This is a genomic window from Planococcus sp. RAB007_Raresut, from assembly GCF_057369535.1.
Map to the genome: position 1 here is coordinate 735,293 of NZ_JBXYIF010000001.1, position 17,184 is coordinate 752,476.

Sequence of the window (17,184 nt, forward strand, 5' to 3'; positions counted from 1 at the left end):
TCAGACACCTCTTTCCCGCAACGGCTGTTTCAGTATTTTGCCGGATGCGTTACGCGGCAAAGCCTCCACTTGCTCAATCAATCTGGGTACTTTGAAGCTGGCCAAGTGTTCCGACACAAATGATTTTATTTCTTCGATTGAAAGTTCACGGGAAGCGGCAAAATAAGCTTTGACCGTTTCGCCCCATTCCGCGTGCGGAACGCCGATGACAGCTGTTTCATGTATATCAGGATGACTGATCAGCACCTCTTCGATTTCTTTCGGATATATATTCACTCCGCCGGAAATGATCAGATCCTTTTTGCGGTCGATGATCCAGATGAATCCGTCTTCATCAAATTTCGCCAAGTCACCGGTTTTCAGCCAGTCACCTGTAAAGGTCGCTTTTGTGGCTTCATCATTTTTATAATAACCAAGCATATTTCCTTCGCCGCGCAGCAGGATTTCGCCTACTTCACCAGGTTTTACATCATTGCCTGCATCATCTATTATCCGGATTTCTGTGTGCAGCGCTGCCCGTTTTCCGATACTTCCCGCCTTTCCGGCATGTTCCGGGCCTGTCATCAATGTCCCGCTCGGCCCCGCTTCCGTCAATCCATACACGCACACAAGATTGTCCGTACGGAAAGCCTGTTGCACGAATTTCACTTCTCCTGCAGATAATGGCGCGCTGCCGTAGATCCACCATTTCATCGAAGATAAATCGCGCTCGGCAATTTCAGGATGCTTTGCTGTCATCAAGTAGGCGACCGGTGCTCCGAAGAAATGCGTCGTCCGTTCTTTTTCGACTGTATCTAGAAGTAAATCAGGCGTGAATGTCGGTACCAGAACATGCTTGGCTCCAACAATCATGCCTGCCGCCAGGAACAGATGCAACGGTGCTGAATGGCTGAGCGGCATCATATGAAGCAGCCGGCTTTCCGGTTTCATTTCCATTTCCACACAAATCATCTGTGCGACCGTCAATACATTGCGATGGCTGAATAATACCCCTTTCGGCTGCCCCGTTGTTCCTGATGTATAAAGGATTGTTGACGGCTCGTCTTCTTTCGCGTGAGAAGCAATCCTTTCAGATGAGTGTTTTTCTGCAAAATCACTGAAACTTGCCCAATCGCCAACCGCTTCGCCTGTTTTAATCAGTAAAAGCCCATTCGATTCCATCCCTTTAACGGCTTCAAACAACATTTCATGCACGATCAAAGCCTTTGCATCCGAATGACCAAGAATATATTCGACTTCTTTTCGTGAAAGCTTGGCATTGATCGGCACAATTACCGCATCCAAGCGCTGGACAGCAAAATAGCTGAGAACGAATTCCGGCACGTTCGGCATGAAGAGCACCACTTTATCTCCCTTAGAGATTCCCTTTTCACGCAGAGCTTGTGCAACATTATTCACAGTATTGTCCATATCGTTGAAAGTCAGACGCTGCCCCATGCCAACCAATGCTTCTGACTGTGGATACTTCCTCGCATTTCTCTCCAATAATCCCGAAATATTCATTTCCCCATCCCCTTCAAGTTTTCTAGCTTAGCCGAAAATTCATCGAGCAGAATTTCCATCTCTTTTTTCATGCTTTCCAATTCTTCAATTCTCTCTTCCATGACCCCAATCTGTTTCCTGCCATATTTTATTGTCCGCTCCAATTGCTTTTTTCCTGAACGGTCCACATCGAATAACAGCACCATCTCTTTTATTTCATCGAGTGTAAAACCATATTTTTTGCCTCTGTCGATCAACTTCAGTTTCGCGATTTCAGCATTGGAATAAACCCGCTGCCTGTTTTTCAACCGTTCCGGTTTCAGCATGCCAAGCTCTTCATAATAGCGGATTGTTCGTGTTGTCATGCCAAATTCTTCCGCCGCTTCCCGAATCGTTTTCATCTTCCGCCTCCCTGTCAGACTTTTTTGATAGTTCCAGTTTACCATTGACGTTAACGTAAAGCGCAAGCGTTATTTTAATGCTATTTATGCATTAAAAAAATGTATAACGTTGACCATTCTTAACAAATCGTCTACAAAAAAAACCAGGCATCACCTGCCCGGTCTTTAAAAATATTAATGCTGTTTAGATGCTTTGATTCGGTAACGTGAGTCTTCTTCGAGTTTATTGAAGACTTCAATATAGCGCATGCCCTTATCGCTTTCTTCTGCCGGCGCTTCATCGCCGAGCAGTTCTTCTAGCGGCTCTTCTTGGGGTTCGATGACGCGTGAATCGAAATCATCCATTAATCCCTGAAGTTCCGCATAGCCTTCGATTCCTTTATCTTTGCGCACCTTCTCGAAAAGGCGTTCTGATTCTTCGTCGGTTAATTCTACATATCCTACTGTAATACGCTGCTTCTGCATCGCTCTTCCTCCTGTCTCTAATAACTGCTTTCTTGTCCTATACCCTGCCCAGGAAATCCCATAAACATCTTCGGGGAACTGGAAGGCGCTGGCGGTTTCCGTTATGATAGAGAAAATAGTTTTAACGAAACCGGAGTGATGAGAGTGCGTGTAGCAATATTTGATTTTGATGGAACACTGTATTCGAAAGAAACTTTCCAATTGATGATGTCGCATCTGAAAAACCACCCTGAACACAATTTGCGCTATCGCCGATTTTACCGCGCAATCATGCCTCCTTATTTGGGCCATAAATTAAAGATCTATCCGGAAACGAAAATGCGCGCCCGTTCCGTGCAAGCCTACCTTCTGGCACTCGAGACTTTCAGCCGTACAGAACTCGAGCAGTTTTTCGCAGAAATCGCTGACAAGATGCATGATGATATGAACAGCCGGGTTGTCGAACGGCTGCGTGAGCACGTGGCCGATAATGTATATGTAATGCTTGTATCCGGCGCCTTCATGCCGCTGCTCCATTCAGTTACAGAAAAGTTGCCGATTGAAAAAATCATCGGCACGGAGATTCATTATAAAGATGGCATTCTCGATCACCGGACGCCTGTAACGCATATCCAGGGTTCATTGAAAACGGAAAAAATCCAGGAAGCACTGGATGGCCAGCAGATCGATTGGTCGAACAGCTTTGCGTACGGCGACAGTTTTTCTGACTTGCCTGTGCTTGAACTCGTCGGCAATCCGGTTGCCGTCCATCCAGAACCGCGCCTTCGCACCATTGCCGAGAAACGCGAATGGGAAATTATTCAGTAAAAAAAAAAGACTGGCTTCAGGGGAATCTCCCTGAAGCCAGTCTTTTTTGCTGTCAGCTTTCATGAGTGCCTTTGCCGCTTACTCTCCGATTCCTGACAATGCCGTAGAGAACAAGTCCCAGCATAAAAATACACAGCAAGACGAATACGATTCCATAAGCAGTTTCATTCGCGTTGAAATTCCGATTAGCGTAAAGCGCCATCGAAATAGAGCTGAAGAGCAGCGCCACAAGTATTAAAGGATGAATTTTAACCTTCTCCAAATTACCCCTCCTCGCAAACTTTCTCTTATTAGTTAATTACATTTTCCATCTTGGCATTTGCAGTCGTTTCCGCCGCCAAAACCTCCAAACAAATCCGTACGCCTTTCACTAGATCGCGGTGAGGCCAACTCGGCACATTGCCATGTTCGATCGCCAATTCATGTGAAGCCGGCATATGAATAAAACCTGAAGGCACGTCCTTCTTATGTATATCCATGTAATGAAGTGCTTCGTACATGACATTATTGCATAAATATGCACCAGCTGTATTTGAAATATCCGCCGGCAATCCTTCTTCAATCATCCGGCTGACCATATTGCGGATGGGCAATGTCGACAAGAATCCTGCGGGTCCGTTCTCCTTAATCGGATCATCAACCGGCTGATTGCCTTCATTATCCACTGGTCCATCCTTTATATTGACAGCAATCCGTTCAGGCGTCATTTTGAACCTGCCTCCTGCAAGTCCCAATGAAACCACTGCAGCCGGTTCGATTTCCTCAATCAGCTTTATCATTTCGCCTCCCGCCTTCGTAAAGTCGACAGGCAGTATCCTCCCAATAACCTTGTACTCGCCAACAATAGCATTATCCAATTCTTCCACTACTCTCATCGTTGGATTCACGGAGAAATCCAGAAACGGTTCAAAGCCCGTCAACAGTATTTTTTTCATTGCCCAGCCTCCCCTCTATTTTTAATGATACAGGAAACCATTGAAAAATGCAGAATAATCTAAATACATAATTATTCATTAAATAGTATATTTACTCTTTACAATGTATATTCAACCACTTAATATACATATTAACGAATAAAAATAAAATTATTGGAGGAATCATTTATGAAAAAGAAATCATTGTTCATCGGTTTATTGGCTTCAGCGGCTTTGATGCTTGGCGCATGCAGCGACGATACTTCTGCAGATACTGAAGAAAAGAAAGTGCTGGAAATGGGGACGTCAGCTGAATTCCCACCATTTGAATCCATGAATGCTGAAGGGGAATTTGTCGGTTTTGATATTGATTTGGCAAATTACATAGCAGAGGAACTGGGCTACGAACTTAAAATTACGGATATGAAATTCGACGGCCTGATTGGTGCCTTGCAAAACGACCGCGTGGACATCGTGCTTGCCGGAATGTCCGCTACGGATTCACGTCGTGAAAATGTGGATTTCTCCACAGAGTATAATCATTCTGGTGAAATGTTCGTCACACCAGCGGGTTCTGACGTCGAAAGCCTCGAAGATCTCGAAGGGCTGACAGTAGGCGTTCAACTTGGCACTATTCAGGAAGAAGGCGCGAACAAAATCCTTGATGAAGAAAACGTCAATTTCGAACTGAAGGCTCTGGATGATTCTGGTGCTTTGATCCAAGAGCTGCTCTCCGGCCGCATCGAAGCCGCATATATGGACAAGGAAGTAGCACTCGGTTACCTGAAACAGCAGGATTTGGAAGCTTTTGACGATCCTACAACCAGCTCACCTGGCATGGCTGCAGCTTTCCCTAAAGGCAGCGAGCTTGTGGACGGTGTCAATGAAGTCCTGGAAAAAGCTGAAGAAAGCGGCTTTTTGAAAGAACTGCAGGACAAATGGTTAAGCGAAGAAAAATAGAAAACATCCGGATCAGGGGAAACTTTTCTCTTGATCCTTTCTTTTAAAAATCTGAAACTGGAAAAGAGCTGACTCCCATGAACCTCGATTTTTCTCAACTAGTCCCATACATACCCTTCATGCTGAAAGGGATCTGGACAACGATCCAATTTGTCATCGTCTCCATCATAGTGGGTTCCATATTGGGTACGGTGCTTGCCTTGTTCAAAATCGGCACAGTAAAGCCCCTCCGCTGGTTTGCTGATGCCTATACATCAATTTTCCGCGGGACTCCGCTGATTTTACAATTGATGATCATCTATTATTCCGTACCTCAATTGACGGGCTATGATATTGAGGCGTTTACATCCGCTGTCCTTGCTTTCGGATTAAATTCTTCCGCCTATATCTCGGAAATTATCCGTGCCGGGATACAAGCTGTAGACAAAGGACAGATGGAAGCTGCTCAGGCGCTAGGCATCCCTTACCGGGCCATGATGAAAGACATCATTCTGCCGCAAGCCCTGAAAAATATCCTACCTGCATTGATGAACGAATTTATCACCCTGACTAAAGAATCCGCTATTGTGTCGACCATCGGCTATCTAGATCTGATGCGCCGCGCCCAGGTTGTGGGATCCGATCTGTTCCGGAATTTCGAGCCATTACTTTTTGTAGGGTTTATCTACTGGTGCATGGTCATGGTTCTCACTGTGATCGGAAGAATGATTGAACGGAGGCTGAAGTTAAGTGATTAAAGTACAGAATCTCTATAAGAAATTCGGTTCGAATCTGGTGCTGAATGATATATCAGCGACAATTAAACAAGGTGAAGTCGTTTCGATCATCGGTCCGTCGGGCTCAGGCAAGTCGACGTTTCTCCGTTGCCTCAATCTTTTGGAGAAACCGACTTCCGGAACCGTGCTGATCAATGAAACCGATTTGACTGCAAAAGGTGCCGATATCCATAAAAGCCGGCAGCAGATCGGCATGGTGTTCCAGCATTTCCACCTGTTCCCTCATTTGACGGTACTTGAAAATCTCACATACGCGCCGATCAAAGTCAAAGGGCTGAAACGCGCTGATGCCAATGACAAAGCGCGTCTCCTGCTCGCCAAGGTCGGTTTGTCCGATAAAGCAGCTGCCTATCCATCCAGCCTGTCAGGCGGCCAAAAACAGCGTGTCGCTATTGCCCGCGCACTGGCAATGGAGCCTGAATTGCTGTTATTCGATGAACCGACTTCCGCGCTTGATCCGGAAATGGTCAAAGAAGTACTCGATGTCATGAAGGACCTCGCGAAATCCGGCATGACGATGGTCGTCGTCACCCATGAAATGGGCTTCGCCCGTGAAGTTGCAGACCGCGTCATTTTTCTCGACCACGGCAGCCTCGTTGAGGAAGGGACGCCTGCAGCGTTCTTCGCCAATCCGCAAACAGAGCGCGCAAAAGCGTTTTTGGAAAAAGTACTTTAGCTACCTCGAATAAAAATATCGAACCAGTGGACCCTTTGCTTCCACTGGTTTTTTATTCCGTTTCATTAACGTTCATCTATTGCTCAAAACTGTCCGCCGCGCTGGCTTCATTGGCGTGATATAATCATAGCAATGCGTTCAAATGAAATAAGAGGTGGAAATTTTGTTCAGAAAACTGATGATTTTACTGCTCGTTGTATTTTTCATGACCCTCATCATCTTCACGGCGGTCATGTTCCTGACGAACGAGGAAACAATATATGATGAAGACGGTGTAATATTCACCATCAAAAAACCGACTTTCATCGCACTCGGTGAACCCGCTATTACTGAAGTGGATATGGACACAATTGCTGTCCGTGATTTGACATTCGTCGGCATGGATGTCGGCACGTATACGATGACGGAACGGACACTGGAAAATGGCGTGACCATCATTTTCGATGAATTGCATAATTCCGGCTGGCTGCCTTATGCTGTCACCCTGATTCATAAGGGACTCGAAGATCCGGAAATTAATTCATGGAATCCACGCCCAGTAAGCAGTGAAGCCGATGATGTGTTCGGCGAAGATCCGACCAGCAATCCGTTTGGCACCATTACAGCTGGCGGCAAGCATTTTCTTCAAGGTAATTTATATGTATCACGCATGATTCCGCAAGGCGATGGCGGACAGGCTCATGAATTGCGGACGGAAAATCCCGAATTCACCATTGAAGAAGGCGTCATGGAGAAAAGTTTTTGGTTATCGCCAAAACATTATCTTCATACTTGGGTGATGATTGCGGATGAGCCTTTCTTTGAAAACAAGGAAACCGAAGAAGAATGGATCGAGTTTGCCCTCGACAACCGCTACCAGCAGCTGAACTGGCTGACACCGGATGGCCCGCTCGTCAAACTGCCGATTACCGACGATCCGCGTACTCAGCTTTCGTACGGCTATATCGAAGAACGAACAGCAGATCCGGCTTCACAGGAATGGAATGAAACATCGCCTTCATTGTATTTCGAGACCATGCTGCTCAATGCTGAAGCGTCCCAAAACTAGTGAAAGCCCTGCTAATTCAAATTAGCAGGGCTTTTAGCTTTTTAATAAGAGTAAAATAAAATCCGATATTGCGCAAAAAAGCTTCGCTTTCCTGGGGGCTTGCACTGAGCTAACTCGTGCTCGTTGCTCTTCGCCCGAGTGGATCTCAGCACTTCGCTCGAAACACAGTTGGAAAGCCAACTGTGTTTCTACTCCCCTGGGAGTCTTCGCTATTTTGCTTCATATCTCTTATCACTCTCTATAATGGGTATTCACTTAAGTTTATTTCACTTAACTAAATTATAATCAAAATTTATTATCATAATCTGAATGAACTGACAGACGGTGAAGGGCGAAGATGTGCTCTTGCATCGCTTAGCTGCTTCGTCGCAAAGACTTGTCCTCGTATACTTCGGCCAACGTCTTTCCTGTGGGATCAAGAGCGAGTCCTGAGGCCCCGCAAGGAGCATAGCGACTGAGGGCTCCCCGCGGAAAGCGTTCGTCTAGAACGGAATAATTATAAAACTTGAATGCTTTAAAATGACTTGAGAGCACTGTTAAATTTTATTAGCAGGGCTTTCTGTCGCTTTCAGCCAGTCGTATATATAACCGCCGATTTCCGCAATCAGCTCTTGGCCGCTATGATGATCTGGGGAATCTTCAGTCAGCACAGCGGCATAGACTTTATTGCCGCGGTATTCAAAAAGCCCCGCATCATTCACCATACCCGGCAAACTGCCAGATTTTGAAGCGACCGTTACTTCATCTTCTTCTTCAATACGACCATGGAGATTGCCAAGAAGCTGCTGTTTCTTCAGGATGTGAAGCACGCGTCTGCGACTGTCTTCCGACAGCAATCCCTCTGAATCTGCTGCTTTCAGCATAGTCACTAAATCCGCCGCTGATGTAAAGTTATCAAGTCCGTGGAGCGCTGAAAGAACATCCATGAATTTTCGTTCAAGAACAGTTTCTTGACACCCCAATATACTTAAAAGCTTATTGATGTTATCGATGCCAATAGTTTGTATCACAACATTGGAAGCCGTATTATCGGAAACGATAATCATCAATGTCAACAAATCTTCAAAGGAAAGTTTCTTTACAGAATCCAGATGGAATAACACACCCGTCCCTTCTGTAAAATCTTCTGGTTTTATTGAGATCATATCATAGGGTTTTATTAAATTATGGTCCACTTGCCGATAAGCCTCCAACAGGATCGCCAGCTTAATCGTGCTCGCCGACTTCATCTGCTCATGGCCTTTGCAATCAATCCGGCCGGTTCGAGTTTCAATCGTCAAAGACGCTTTTCCAGGAAATCGATCCAACGCGTTTTTCACTTGCGCATCAAGTATCCTATACGCTTTCATTCGGCCACCTCCACCCTTTTTATTATAAAGTACCCCGATGAAAATAAATGTAAGACACTCCCCTTTATAATAAACTAAAAAATCAGTATACTATAAGTGAAGGGACACTCTTCTTCCGCCGGTGCTGCATTTTAATTCAGAAGGAGGCTGATAGTTATGGAACGCAAGTTTTCTGATACAAAGGAAATGGAACGTCGAATGGACGAGGATTTCAATGCTGCGTTGAATATGATCGGTGAAGGGGCCCCTGATTACGCACCGCACAATGAAGAAGATGATGCTCCTGCTGAACAGAAGCGCAGTGATGATAAGGCTCGGGACCTGCATTAACAAATGAAAAGCGCAAGCGCCCGTCAAGCTCTGAAAGACATAAGACAGAACAGCGGAGCGGTCCTGACCGCAGAGCTGGGCTGGCTTATGACCCGAAGAGCTGGGTGCTGGAGTCTGGACTAAAGAAAAGCGCAAGCGCCCGTCAAGCCCCGACAAGCGCTGGAAGCCTTGACGATAATGGCGTTCTTTGCCATTGGCGGCGAGGTTGAAGCGACTCGAGGGGCTGGGCGCTGAAGTCTGGACACGGAAACACTTTTCCTAAGGATCCTCATACAAAAAAATTTCGCGTTCTAGCCCATTGAGAAAACCCCGCTGTTATGGCGGGGTTTTACCTGTTACTCCATCATCTCTGCAACGATTTCGTAGGACCGCAGACGGTCTTCATGATGGAAAATCTGGGAGTTGACGATGATTTCGTCAGCTCTTGTTTTATTGATGAACGCTGTAAGTTTTTCGCGGACTACATCCGGTGTTCCGACAATTGTCGATTCGGAATCCATCTTCTCGCGGTAAATCGCGATTTCACGCGGCGACCAAACTTCTTCGATATTGTCGATCGGTGCACGGAAAGTTGTGGGTTCCCCTCGCATCAGACTGAACATCTGCTGCTGCTGGGAAGTCGCAAGCCATTCCGCGCGTTCCTGGGTATCAGCGGCGATGATATTGACACCGAGCATTGCATAAGGTTTATCCAGTGCTTTCGAAGGCTTGAAATTCTGATGATATAATTGCAGCGCCTGCATCATATAATCCGGCGCAAAATGGCTGGCAAATGAAAACGGCAACCCTTTTTGAGCCGCCAGCTGCGCGCTGAAACCGCTCGATCCAAGGAGCCAGATCGGTATATTCAAGTTAATCCCTGGATATGCTTTTACACGCCCTGCAGGATTTGGTGAAAAGTAATTTTCCAGTTCAGCTACCAGCTGCGGGAATTCGTCGCCAGTTGTACCTAGAGTCCGGCGCAGCGCATATGCTGTTCCTTGATCACTGCCTGGAGCACGGCCCAATCCCAGATCGATGCGCCCAGGATATATAGTTTCAAGCGTCCCGAACTGTTCCGCAATAACAAGCGGCGCATGATTCGGAAGCATAACGCCCCCTGATCCGACCCGGATTGATTCTGTATGGCCGGCAATATGGCCGATTAACACAGATGTCGCAGAACTGCCGATTCCCGGCATATTATGATGCTCCGCAAGCCAGAAACGGTTAAAACCGAATTTCTCGACATGCTGCGCAAGATCCACACTATTTTTATAAGCCTGTGCTGTCTCGTCGCCTTCATTGATCGGCGCCAAATCCAGTACAGCTAAAGGTATATGATTGAATTTCTTTATTGGCATAATACATTTCACTCCTTCTCAAACCAATTGTAGCGAATTTGCCAGAAACAGGCATCTTTCCGGCTCACGGAAAACATCTTTTCCGTGAGAATGTTTTTCTAAAAAAATAAAATCGGTGCAGATGCACCGATTTCCAAGTTATTCAATAATGAGACGCCGTTCAGCCAGCACTGTGGCAAGAGACGCTTCAAAATGCATATCAATTGATGTTCTCAAGGCATGCAATTTTTTGGCATGATCCGGCTGAACGCCTGTAACAATTGCGGCAATCCCCATCACCTTAAATGTCTGAAGAAGTGAATTCAAATAATCCATGCCGTCGGAATTGATTTCATCCATGGCGGTAAGATCCAGAATAACCGTTTCAGCATGCTTTTCATAAACATCTTCCAGAATTTGATTCTTTATCGATTCTATTTTTCCGGCATCCAGATCACCGAAAAACGGAATCAGCAATAAACCAATGCCTAATTCGATAGTCGGAGCTGATAATTCCCTTACCCGCCGAAGCAATTTCTCAGTGCGTTCCTTTTCATGCAAGAGGTCATAATTTGTTTCGTTCAGCCGATTCCGAAGACTTGAAAGTTGAGCTGAAATTTTTGCTACCTGATTATCCTTTGGCACGACAATTACGTTAAGGATGAATTCGCTGTCCCATTTGCAATGCATATCGCAGAGCTTTAAGTCGCCTGCTGCCGTTTTAAAGTTCAATTCAATCGGTTCTGAAAAGCGGTTTGCCAACAGAAAATCCGCAGCCTTCGAAACACTTCCTTCATCAAGAAGTTCCAAAAACAACTCTGATTCCCCGAACATGGATTGCGCCTTTTCCGAGTATTCAACAATCTCAAATTTTTTATTCAGTTGATAAGCCGGCAGCGGCCAGCTGTCAAATGGAGATATCAAGGTCATCTTCTGCTTCCTTTCCGGTTTGAAGCCAGTTTTTTAATTGGGGAAGATCTTTCACAACCAGTATTCCTTCACCTCGGATTTTCGAAATATCCGCTGAAGCAACAGCCCGTCCGCCTAAAATGATAGACGGTTTAAAATCCAGTTCCTGAAACGCTTTTGAATATGTTTTCAGAGCAGGCAGGCGGTAAGCGAGAGCCGCTGACATGGCAATAACATCCGGCTGCCAGCGCCGCGCGGAGTCAAGTGCCGCATCGAGCGGCAGATTGGGTCCCATATATTGAACCTGCCAGCCATGTTCCTTGAAAAGAGATGAAACCATTTTCAGTCCAATATAATGATCTTCACCTTCCGGACCGAGTACCATCACCTTGCGCTGGATGCCATTTGCAGGCTTGCGCTTCAGTTCTGCCGCTGAAACCACAAAATCACATATGGCCGTTGCAAGGTGTTCATCTGCAACTGAAATCAGGTTTTCCTGCCACCAATCACCGATCAAATACATCGCCGGCGTCAATAAATCGTGATACAGCTCGTCATGTGAATGGTTTTTCAAATATTTCAGAACAGCATCCATCGCTTTTTCATCTTCACCAGCCAAAAACAGTTCAGCCAGTTCCCTCGCTTGCATTGTCATGCCAGCCTCCTTTTGCTTATGCCCGTCCTAAAAGCTTGTTCGCACTTCTTAAACAGCCAAGCATAAACGCTTCTTCTTTCTCAGATACCTTACCGGGCAATATCGCAATCAGCCGGTCAAAATTGTCTATGATCAAATCAGTTTCTACTCCGCGGCTCCGAAGAACCGATTCCAGCCATTTTGTATAATCCATAAAAATGGCTTCATCTTCCATTGAAAAAGCTGTCTCCAGATGGTCCAGATGGTGGTGGTTATCCTTTTCAGTATGGATAAAACCTTTTTCTCCAAAACGATCCCATAGATCCGGGTATGCTTCATAAATGCTTTTAGCAGTTTCAGAAGCTATCAATTGCTTTGTTTCAATATTCATTCGGCTACCACCTCATACTGACGCACAGTCGGAATGATTCCCGCAAGTTCCTGATCCGGATAATTCTTCTCCATATCATGGATCTCCTTGAATTCCTGGCTTTTAACCCAGGCCATATATGCTTCCTTCGATTCCCATTCCATATGGACTGTCAGCTCATTTTTCTTTTTGGTATTCTGAATCAGTTTAAATGAAAGAAATCCTTCATTTTCATCAACCCGCCTCGAGCGTTTCTGATAAATGCCGATCACTTCATCCGTCTTTTCCGGAGAAACCACTACCGTTGATGTAACTATATACATTTTCTGGGCCTCCCCCTTTTTAATTTCGATTATAAAAGTATAACATTGCGGCTATCGAATTAAAAGAAAGTTACCGGTGCAGAACTCGCTGTAAAAGCTTATAAAAAAAAGCCCCTGCATCAGCAAAGGCTCTCTCATTACATATGGAAGGAATCTTCATATATCGGTTTCACATGGAGATCATATTGTTTCTTCACTTCTTCGATCGGATAGATAGTGCCGTCTGATTCCGGCTTCTCAAGTTCCTCGATATGCTCCATCACCTGATCTGCGAAAAACTTTCCGCATGCGACTTCATTCGGATAGAGTTCACGCGCCTTCGCAACAAAGTCTTCATCGATCATCTGGTTGAACGCGTAATACAAGGCGGCATTGATAATGGTCAGTGAATCGCCCGAAGCGTTCGAGACAACGTAATAATTGCCGTAATCATCTTTCAGCATATCCCGTTCTGGTTGAATATCCATGAAAATCTCCTCCTTGTCTACTACCGTTATACCCTGGAAAGACTTTCAAAAAACGCCTTCACTTTAAACAGCCACCAGATCGCCGAACAGCGAAATAAGCAATAAACTGATGGAACCGACTGCGACAGCTGCTATAAGACCAATGTAAAACGGCGTAACGCCCATCCCTTTAAAGGCCTTCAAATTTGTGGACAACCCGACAGCCGCCATAGCAATTCCGAGCATATACGTCGAACCGAACGAACTCCAGAAACCATAAAAATCCTTCCAGCCCGATGGTGAAAACAAGCCGAATGCCTCCCCGCTGCTTGAAGCTGTCGCATCACCGATTGAACGTACCAGCGACAGCAAAAGGAAACCGAGGATGAACAGCGGAAAGAGTTTATACCATTTCGGCAGCTGCCCTGCATTCGCATCTCCGTTTTTTTGACCGTTGCGGAAAAACAGATAGGAAACAAAAGGAATCACTGCAATGATGAAAACATTGCGGGTCAGTTTCGTAATCGTAGCGACATCAATGACTTCATTCGCGTTAAAAACCTGTGAATATATCAATGCCGCTCCGGCGACCTGAGCCGTATCGTGAATGGCGGTGCCAAGAAACAAGCCTGCTTTAACCGGATTGTCGGCAAAAAAGAAGTGTGCCAGGTAAGGATAGAACAACATACCGATCAGACCGAAAATAGTGATGTTCGCGACCGCGTAAGAAATTTCGTTCTCTCGCGCTTTGATGACGGGAGCTGTCGCCATGATGGCTGTGACGCCGCATATACCGGTTCCGACAGCAATCAGGGTGCCCAGCCTGTTTGATTGATTGAGTTTTCGGGTGAAGTAAAGGGTAACGAAAAGACCTGTGGAGATGCAGGCGATAATAAGAGGCACGCCCCATGCACCCAGCTTCAAAGCCTCAATCAAGCTTAGGCGCAAGCCAAGAAGTATGATGCCCGCGCGCAAAGCGTATTTAAGCGCAAAGTCGATGCCGGAGTCTAAAAATGCGGGCAAACCGATTAAATTGCGAATCAGGATTCCGAGCAGAATTGCCGTAAAGATTCCGGAGATCGGGCTGGCGCTTCCTTCCGGTAATATATTTGCGCCGGTCAGCAGGAACCCGATCAATTCCGCCGCATAAATTCCCGCCAGCATGACTGCAGCACTCAGCAGCAAGCCAGGCAGAACATTAATCATTTTATCCATTAATTTACCTTTGTTCACCATTTGATCGTCTCCCTGCTCCATCCAATCTTATATTCTCCATATTATCATCATTGGCGGCAGCGTGGATGGCGGAAAAATTGCCCATGATAAAAAACCAGGCAAAGATCACCTGGTCTTTTTGATCGACTATATTTTCAAGGCATCTTCTTTCAAGTTAAGCCAGCATTTTTCTGATGCTTTCAATGACTCGGGTTTGCTCTTCATAACTCATATTGGAGCCAGATGGCAAGCATAGGCCATATTTGAAAAGTTTCTCGCTGACAGGGATTTTGCCTTCATGTGAATAAAACTTGGCCGTTTCAAAAAGCTTCTGAGTATGCAGCGGCTTCCAGACATATCGCGCTTCAATATTATCGGATTCCAGTGCCCTTTTGAGCCGGTGAGGTGTAACGCGTGTTTCTGCCGGATCTAAAAGCATCACTGTCAGCCAGCGGTTTGAATAACTGCCGGCGATTTCCGGCTGGAAACTCACAGCAGGCAAATCAGCCAATTCCTCCTCATAGCGTTCATATACAGTGCGCCGTGCCGCTACCCGGTCATCAATCACTTCCAGTTGCGCACGTCCAATTCCCGCAAGCACATTGCTCATACGGTAATTGTATCCCACTTCGCTGTGTTTATAGAAAGGCGCATCGTCTTTAGCCTGCGATGACAGGAAGCGTGCTTTTTGGATTGCGTGTTCGTTGTTTGAGACCAGCATCCCACCGCCGGAAGCCGTGATGATTTTATTGCCGTTGAATGAAAAGATTCCAAACTTCCCGATCGAACCGCTGGCTTTCCCTTTATAAGTCGAGCCCAACGATTCCGCAGCATCTTCGATCACCGGTACCCGGTACTCGTTGCAGATAGCCATGAGTTCATCCATTTTAGCACTTTGTCCATACAGGTTGACGATGATGACCGCCTTCGGAAGCTTCCGTTCTGCCAGTGCATCATCAAAAGCGCGGCGCAGCGCACGCGGTGACATATTCCAAGTGTCTTCTTCCGAATCAATAAATACGGGTTCGGCTCCCAAATACAAAATTGGATTTGCGCTGGCGATGAAGGTCAAAGAGGCACAAAACACTGTGTCGCCTGGCTTTACGCCGATCAGGTTCAGCGCCAGATGAATGGCTGCCGTGCCCGAACTCAGGGCGGCGGCTGATTTGACACCGGTGTAATTGGCCAGCTCTTTTTCAAATCTGTCTACATTCGGTCCCATAGGCGCAATCCAGTTCGACCGGAATGCCTCTTCTATATACTTCATTTCATTTCCTGTCATATGTGGAGATGAGAGCAGTATTTTCGACTCTTCTTTTATCGGCGCCGGCAATGGCGCAGTATATGCACTTTCAGCCGAGGGCAAAATTTTCATAAGGCATCCGCACCTCTTCTGCTTTGGGAAATCGGGATGGAAAATGGACGATCTTGTCGTAAATTCATCAAAGCACCTCGTTTCAATAAGTATGGCCCTGCACAACCTTCCAAAGTCCAGGCGTTAATCGATTGCACTTCTATGGGAAATGGCGGAAAACAAAGAACGGCCATTTCCATATTTAAAAGGAAAAAATCCATTTCTAAAAAAGTGGAATTTATTCAATGTGCCTGGTACCTGATGTACATTTTCCGGATAATAGTCAGCCGATAAATCTCCCCGGCTGACGGAACTGGGTTGCTGCAATGGCCGTGCGTAAATCTTTTCAAAAATAGGATGTATGGATCCACACTCACATCGCTCGTTCATTTCAGGCAACTCAACTCTGTCTCCAATGTCATAGCGGATTAAGGGTGTGCCGTAATTATTGAAACTGGTGACGATCATGTTACCTTCTTCCGTCGTTTCAATTACTCCAGAATATAGATTATAATGCATTCTTCCTTTTACACATTCCATAACAAAAGGTGCCGCTTCGGAAGAACTGTATCGGTCCCGGAGAGGACAGTCGAACGCTTCCTCAATTTCCATGCGGCATTCAGGCCGGACAGTTTCCGCTACAGAAAAAATAGCAATCGGCTTGAAAGTGAGGATGAGTTTATTGCGATTGATATACTTTGCCAATTCGTAAATTGCAGATGGCAGGCCATCGATAAAGTCCGGTTTGTATTTTTCCAGATCTTCGATATAGACCGCCGCATTTTCCTGGTTGCAATAATAACTCGAATAAATCCGCTGCCTGACAAAGTAATTATCTCTCCAAAAAACTTTGTGGTGCTGGTTATCAGGAATGATGCGCTTCGAACTGAAGGATGCGCGTTTCATCTCCAAATTTACTGCCCCATGCTGCTTTTTGAAGAAATCAAGAAAAGCCTTTTTCTTCTGTACATCCTCTTTGGTATAGAGCAGTTTAATGATATTTCCCTTTTCATAACTCATTTCACTATCAGCTGCCGCATTTTCTGTCACCGTATAAATATCCTGGATATTGTGAAGCAGCATGTCCTTATCAAGAACAGGCAAAGCTTTGAGGTCTGTCACAGTTCTGATTTTCTCAATATCGATGTTCTTATAGAATTCTCTGTAGAACGAACTTTTTTCGATTGCATGCCGCAAAAGACGCTGCAATTCCTGCTCCTGGTATTTCTTAGCGTGATGTTCATTTAAATATTGCCGTTTCTCCAATTCGATCAGAAAGGAATAATACAGGTTGCCGTAGCGGCTGCGCGTCTTACGGTAACCGTTCCAGCTGGTCAAAACGTTTTGGATGAAGATCGGCGTATTTTCGTATATTTGACTTTGCAGGTTACGCATCCGCATTT

21 protein-coding genes are annotated in these 17,184 nt (G+C 45.7%); 6 read left to right on the plus strand and 15 right to left on the minus strand.

What is annotated here, in order from left to right; translation table 11 throughout:
* The 3 genes from AC2Q9J_RS03595 to AC2Q9J_RS03605 all read right to left on the minus strand — a co-directional run bounded on the left by AC2Q9J_RS03595 (window position 1) and on the right by AC2Q9J_RS03605 (window position 2,348).
* Window positions 1-1,503 carry a class I adenylate-forming enzyme family protein gene (locus AC2Q9J_RS03595; RefSeq protein WP_499037232.1) on the minus strand — a complete coding sequence of 501 codons (1,503 nt, stop codon included), beginning with the start codon at window positions 1,501-1,503 and terminating at the stop codon, window positions 1-3.
* Entirely contained in the window at window positions 1,500-1,883 is a 384-nt protein-coding gene (locus tag AC2Q9J_RS03600) for a MerR family transcriptional regulator (protein ID WP_499037233.1), read from the minus strand. The genes AC2Q9J_RS03595 and AC2Q9J_RS03600 overlap by 4 nt, the downstream gene beginning before the upstream one ends.
* Window positions 1,884-2,057: 174 nt before the next feature.
* Entirely contained in the window at window positions 2,058-2,348 is a 291-nt protein-coding gene (locus AC2Q9J_RS03605; protein WP_499037235.1) for a hypothetical protein, read from the minus strand.
* Between the two features lie 138 nt (window positions 2,349-2,486).
* Between AC2Q9J_RS03605 and AC2Q9J_RS03610 the strand changes: the two genes are divergently transcribed.
* Window positions 2,487-3,155, plus strand: a complete 669-nt coding sequence (locus AC2Q9J_RS03610; protein ID WP_499037236.1) for an HAD family hydrolase — start codon at window positions 2,487-2,489, stop codon at window positions 3,153-3,155.
* A 52-nt stretch (window positions 3,156-3,207) separates the two neighbouring features.
* Here the strand turns inward: AC2Q9J_RS03610 and AC2Q9J_RS03615 are convergent, their stop codons facing one another.
* The gene (locus tag AC2Q9J_RS03615; RefSeq protein WP_499037238.1) at window positions 3,208-3,417 is read right to left on the minus strand and encodes a hypothetical protein; all 210 of its coding nucleotides are present in this window, start codon (window positions 3,415-3,417) and stop codon (window positions 3,208-3,210) included.
* Between the two features lie 28 nt (window positions 3,418-3,445).
* On the minus strand, window positions 3,446-4,090 hold the full coding sequence (gene pcp, locus AC2Q9J_RS03620) for a pyroglutamyl-peptidase I (RefSeq protein WP_499037240.1): 645 nt from the start codon (window positions 4,088-4,090) through the stop codon (window positions 3,446-3,448).
* A 168-nt stretch (window positions 4,091-4,258) separates the two neighbouring features.
* On the opposite strand from pcp, the gene AC2Q9J_RS03625 reads away from it, so the two are divergent.
* From AC2Q9J_RS03625 to AC2Q9J_RS03640, 4 genes are all read left to right on the plus strand, one after another.
* On the plus strand, window positions 4,259-5,029 hold the full coding sequence (locus tag AC2Q9J_RS03625) for an ABC transporter substrate-binding protein (protein ID WP_499037241.1): 771 nt from the start codon (window positions 4,259-4,261) through the stop codon (window positions 5,027-5,029).
* A 77-nt stretch (window positions 5,030-5,106) separates the two neighbouring features.
* On the plus strand, window positions 5,107-5,766 hold the full coding sequence (locus AC2Q9J_RS03630; protein ID WP_499037242.1) for an amino acid ABC transporter permease: 660 nt from the start codon (window positions 5,107-5,109) through the stop codon (window positions 5,764-5,766).
* Complete coding sequence (locus tag AC2Q9J_RS03635) at window positions 5,759-6,481, plus strand: amino acid ABC transporter ATP-binding protein (RefSeq protein ID WP_499037243.1); 723 nt, start codon at window positions 5,759-5,761, stop codon at window positions 6,479-6,481. Before AC2Q9J_RS03630 ends, AC2Q9J_RS03635 begins: the two co-directional genes overlap by 8 nt.
* A 163-nt stretch (window positions 6,482-6,644) precedes the next feature.
* On the plus strand, window positions 6,645-7,529 hold the full coding sequence (locus tag AC2Q9J_RS03640; RefSeq protein WP_499037245.1) for a hypothetical protein: 885 nt from the start codon (window positions 6,645-6,647) through the stop codon (window positions 7,527-7,529).
* A gap of 536 nt (window positions 7,530-8,065) precedes the next feature.
* Here the strand turns inward: AC2Q9J_RS03640 and AC2Q9J_RS03645 are convergent.
* A complete protein-coding gene (locus AC2Q9J_RS03645; RefSeq protein ID WP_499037246.1) occupies window positions 8,066-8,878 on the minus strand; it encodes a serine hydrolase in 813 nt (270 codons plus the stop codon).
* 156 nt (window positions 8,879-9,034) lie between these two features.
* Here AC2Q9J_RS03645 and AC2Q9J_RS03650 point away from each other — a divergent pair, with 156 nt between their 5' ends.
* Window positions 9,035-9,208 carry a hypothetical protein gene (locus AC2Q9J_RS03650; protein WP_499037248.1) on the plus strand — a complete coding sequence of 58 codons (174 nt, stop codon included), beginning with the start codon at window positions 9,035-9,037 and terminating at the stop codon, window positions 9,206-9,208.
* Window positions 9,209-9,543: 335 nt separating this feature from the next.
* Here the strand turns inward: AC2Q9J_RS03650 and AC2Q9J_RS03655 are convergent, their stop codons facing one another.
* The 9 genes from AC2Q9J_RS03655 to AC2Q9J_RS03695 form a co-directional block, all read right to left on the minus strand.
* Complete coding sequence (locus tag AC2Q9J_RS03655; RefSeq protein ID WP_499037249.1) at window positions 9,544-10,551, minus strand: LLM class flavin-dependent oxidoreductase; 1,008 nt, start codon at window positions 10,549-10,551, stop codon at window positions 9,544-9,546.
* A 138-nt stretch (window positions 10,552-10,689) separates the two neighbouring features.
* Window positions 10,690-11,460, minus strand: a complete 771-nt coding sequence (locus AC2Q9J_RS03660; RefSeq protein ID WP_499037251.1) for an STAS domain-containing protein — start codon at window positions 11,458-11,460, stop codon at window positions 10,690-10,692.
* Complete coding sequence (locus AC2Q9J_RS03665; protein WP_499037253.1) at window positions 11,438-12,094, minus strand: cobalamin B12-binding domain-containing protein; 657 nt, start codon at window positions 12,092-12,094, stop codon at window positions 11,438-11,440. Before AC2Q9J_RS03665 ends, AC2Q9J_RS03660 begins: the two co-directional genes overlap by 23 nt.
* Before the next feature lie 16 nt (window positions 12,095-12,110).
* On the minus strand, window positions 12,111-12,464 hold the full coding sequence (locus tag AC2Q9J_RS03670) for a hypothetical protein (protein ID WP_499037254.1): 354 nt from the start codon (window positions 12,462-12,464) through the stop codon (window positions 12,111-12,113).
* The gene (locus AC2Q9J_RS03675; RefSeq protein WP_499037255.1) at window positions 12,461-12,766 is read right to left on the minus strand and encodes an antibiotic biosynthesis monooxygenase family protein; all 306 of its coding nucleotides are present in this window, start codon (window positions 12,764-12,766) and stop codon (window positions 12,461-12,463) included. The genes AC2Q9J_RS03670 and AC2Q9J_RS03675 overlap by 4 nt, the downstream gene beginning before the upstream one ends.
* A 137-nt stretch (window positions 12,767-12,903) precedes the next feature.
* A complete protein-coding gene (locus AC2Q9J_RS03680) occupies window positions 12,904-13,233 on the minus strand; it encodes a hypothetical protein (RefSeq protein ID WP_499037256.1) in 330 nt (109 codons plus the stop codon).
* Window positions 13,234-13,296: 63 nt separating this feature from the next.
* On the minus strand, window positions 13,297-14,448 hold the full coding sequence (locus AC2Q9J_RS03685; RefSeq protein WP_499037258.1) for a YeiH family protein: 1,152 nt from the start codon (window positions 14,446-14,448) through the stop codon (window positions 13,297-13,299).
* A 154-nt stretch (window positions 14,449-14,602) separates the two neighbouring features.
* A complete protein-coding gene (locus AC2Q9J_RS03690; RefSeq protein ID WP_499037259.1) occupies window positions 14,603-15,802 on the minus strand; it encodes a DegT/DnrJ/EryC1/StrS family aminotransferase in 1,200 nt (399 codons plus the stop codon).
* Window positions 15,803-15,925: 123 nt separating this feature from the next.
* Window positions 15,926-17,176: a phenylacetate--CoA ligase family protein gene (locus AC2Q9J_RS03695; protein WP_499037261.1), complete on the minus strand. Its 1,251-nt coding sequence runs from the start codon at window positions 17,174-17,176 to the stop codon at window positions 15,926-15,928.
* Between the last annotated feature and the right edge of the window lie 8 nt (window positions 17,177-17,184).